Genomic DNA, 2,509 nt, shown 5'->3' with positions numbered 1-2,509 from the left:
CTCGGCCGTCATGAAGGGGTTCTCCGCCGCGCTGCGCCACGCGACGGCGCACAGGCTCGCACCGGGGCGCGCCGCGCGGCGCATGTTGGCGAACGCCGCCACCGGGTCGCCGAAGAACATGACCCCGAAGCGCGACACCAGCCGGTCCACGGAAGCCGGCGCGAACGCATGGGTCTGCGCATCGGCACAGACGAAGTCCGCGCGGGGCACCGTCAGCCCCTCGCGCAGGCCGCGCTGGCGCGCCGCGGCGACCATGGGCGCGGAAAGGTCGATCCCGGTGCAGCGCCCTTGGTCGCCCAGCCGGCGCGCGATGGCCAGCGTGGTGGCCCCGGTGCCGCAGCCGATGTCGAGCACCTGCATGCCGGGCCCCGCGCCAGGGGCGTCGGCCGCCTCGGCGAGCAGGGCCTCGAAGGGCGCGAACATGCGGTCGAGCAGGGGCTGCGCCTGCACCCAGGCGTGGCCGGCGGCGCCGTTCCAGAGCGCGGCTTGCGGGGAATCGATCGAAAGGGGTGGGTTCATGGCGGCCTCCTGGGTGCCTGGAAAGGGAGTGAAAGCTAGACTGTGCGACTTCAAGCCGACTTGAGGTCAAGCCCATGGAGATCCTGGACATCGCCGAGGTGGCACGCCGTTCGGGCCTGCCGGCATCGACGCTGCGCTTCTACGAAGAAAAAGGCCTGATCGCCTCCGTCGGGCGGCACCGCCTGCGGCGGCTGTTCGATGCGGGCGTGGTGGAGCGGCTCGCGCTCGTCGCGCTCGGGCGGGCGGCCGGCTTCTCGCTCGACGCCATCGGGCAGATGTTCGGCCCCGACGGCCAGCCGCGCATCGACCGCGACCGGCTCCTGGCCCAGGCCGACGACCTGGACACCACCATCCGCCAGCTCACCGCCATGCGCGACGGGCTGCAGCACGCCGCGCGCTGCAAGGCCCCCAGCCACATGGAATGCCCCACCTTCCGGCGCCTCCTGCGCGCCGCCGGGGCGGGGGCTGCCATCGGCCGTCCCAGGCGGCCCGCCGATCCAGGCCACTGACCCGCCAGGGCCCCATGGCCTGCGGCAAAGGGCACAATCGATCCACCCTTTCCACCTGCCGGGACCGCACCATGTCCACCCACCTTTCACCGAACGACGCCGGCGCCCTGTACCAGGCGTTGCAGGCGGGCCCGCTGGCCGGAAGCCCCATCACGGCGCTGCGCATCGGAGCGGGCCACTCGTCCATCGCCAGCGGCACCCAGGCCCAGGCCCGGCTGCTGCGCACCCTGGAAGTGGGCTACTACGCCACGGCCGCCGCCTGCTTTCGCCACGATCCCCCGGCCGAGGGCGAACTGGAGCACGCCATCCAGGTGGTGGAAGAGGCCGTGATGCCCGTGCACGCGGTGCTGCCGCCGGGCACCACGCTCTACACGGCCGATGCCGGCATCCGCCAGGTGGCGCTGGCGGCCGGCATCGAAGCCCAGCCCGAGATGACCCTGCCGCTGGATGCCGTGGAGCGCACCTTCAACCGCCTGGTCTCGGTGGCCCTGGGCCGCCCGCCCGCCCAGGAGGGCCTGCCCGAGGGCTCCGCCTTCGCCGCCACGCTGCTCATCCTGCGCGAATGCATGCAGCACCTGGGCTTCGACCGCATCGTGATCCGCTCCGACACGGTGGTGTAGCCCGCGGCCCGGTGATCAGCCCGGACCGGGCACCACGAACGCCGCACGCGCCGCCTCGGCCGCCGCGCGCACGCTGCAGCCTTCGAAGTGGTCGTTGACCAGCCCCATGGCCTGCATGAAGGCATAGACCGTGGTGGGGCCGACGAAGCTCAAACCCCGTTTTTTCAAGTCCTTGGACATCGCCACCGAGGCCGGCGTGGTGGGCATGGCGCGCACCGACTCCAGCGTGATGCGGCCGGGGCGCCCCTCGGCGGCGGCCGGAGCGAAACGCCACACGTAGTGCGCCAGCGAGCCGAACTCGCGGCGCAGTTCCAGCACGCGCTGCGCGTTCTGGATGGCCGACTCGATCTTGCCGCGGTGGCGCACGATGCCGGCATCGCCCAGCAGCCGCTGCACGTCGGCCGCACCGAAGCGCGCCACCTGCTCGGCGTCGAAATGGGCAAACCCCGCGCGGAAGGCTTCGCGCTTGTTCAGGATCGTGAGCCAGCTCAGGCCCGCCTGAAAGCCTTCCAGGCACAGCTTTTCATACAGGCGCCGGTCGTCCGCGACCGGAAAGCCCCATTCATGGTCGTGGTAGTGGCGGTACAGCGGCGTGGCGCTGCACCATTGGCAGCGGGCGCATCCGGCCTCGTCGGTGAACAGGCCACTGTCCGGGCTGGAAGACGGGTGGGCGGAAACGGGAGCGGAAAGAGGGGCGGGCATGCCAGGATTCTGCCCGCGCCCCGAACGCGGGGGCACCCGGCGGCGAACAATGGCTTTCGCTATCCTTGGCCCACCGACCGCCGACCCATTGCCGAATGCCCCTGCCACCCTTTCCCCCGTCACCCTTGCGGTCGCCCCGCTCCCTGCTGCTGCTGGCCG

4 protein-coding genes are annotated in these 2,509 nt (G+C 72.0%); 2 read left to right on the top strand and 2 right to left on the bottom strand.

All coding sequences use genetic code 11. The features are described 5' to 3' along the window. Window positions 1-519, bottom strand: a 519-nt coding sequence (locus AC27IO_RS22885; RefSeq protein ID WP_498740948.1) for a class I SAM-dependent methyltransferase, incomplete at its 3' end; no start/stop codon positions are given. A 74-nt stretch (window positions 520-593) separates the two neighbouring features. Between AC27IO_RS22885 and AC27IO_RS22880 the strand changes: the two genes are divergently transcribed. Together AC27IO_RS22880 and AC27IO_RS22875 are read left to right on the top strand one after the other, a co-directional pair. Then, the gene (locus tag AC27IO_RS22880) at window positions 594-1,028 is read left to right on the top strand and encodes a helix-turn-helix domain-containing protein (protein ID WP_487090761.1); all 435 of its coding nucleotides are present in this window, start codon (window positions 594-596) and stop codon (window positions 1,026-1,028) included. A 71-nt stretch (window positions 1,029-1,099) separates the two neighbouring features. Continuing rightward, window positions 1,100-1,648: a hypothetical protein gene (locus tag AC27IO_RS22875; protein WP_284427181.1), complete on the top strand. Its 549-nt coding sequence runs from the start codon at window positions 1,100-1,102 to the stop codon at window positions 1,646-1,648. Window positions 1,649-1,663: 15 nt separating this feature from the next. Here AC27IO_RS22875 and AC27IO_RS22870 read toward each other — a convergent pair whose 3' ends face one another. Beyond that, window positions 1,664-2,350: a DNA-3-methyladenine glycosylase I gene (locus tag AC27IO_RS22870; protein WP_498740946.1), complete on the bottom strand. Its 687-nt coding sequence runs from the start codon at window positions 2,348-2,350 to the stop codon at window positions 1,664-1,666. Window positions 2,351-2,509 lie beyond the last annotated feature (159 nt).

Source organism: Acidovorax sp. KNOB132, assembly GCF_057541515.1.
The sequence above is the reverse complement of the archived record's forward strand: the minus strand, read 5'-3'. Positions and strand labels throughout refer to the sequence as shown.

Coding starts and splice junctions, on each gene's coding strand:
- AC27IO_RS22870 (WP_498740946.1), bottom strand. CDS start 2,350: ATGCCCGCCCCTCTTTCCGCTCCCGTTTCCGCCCACCCGTCTTCCAGC.
- AC27IO_RS22880 (WP_487090761.1), top strand. CDS start 594: ATGGAGATCCTGGACATCGCCGAGGTGGCACGCCGTTCGGGCCTGCCG.
- AC27IO_RS22875 (WP_284427181.1), top strand. CDS start 1,100: ATGTCCACCCACCTTTCACCGAACGACGCCGGCGCCCTGTACCAGGCG.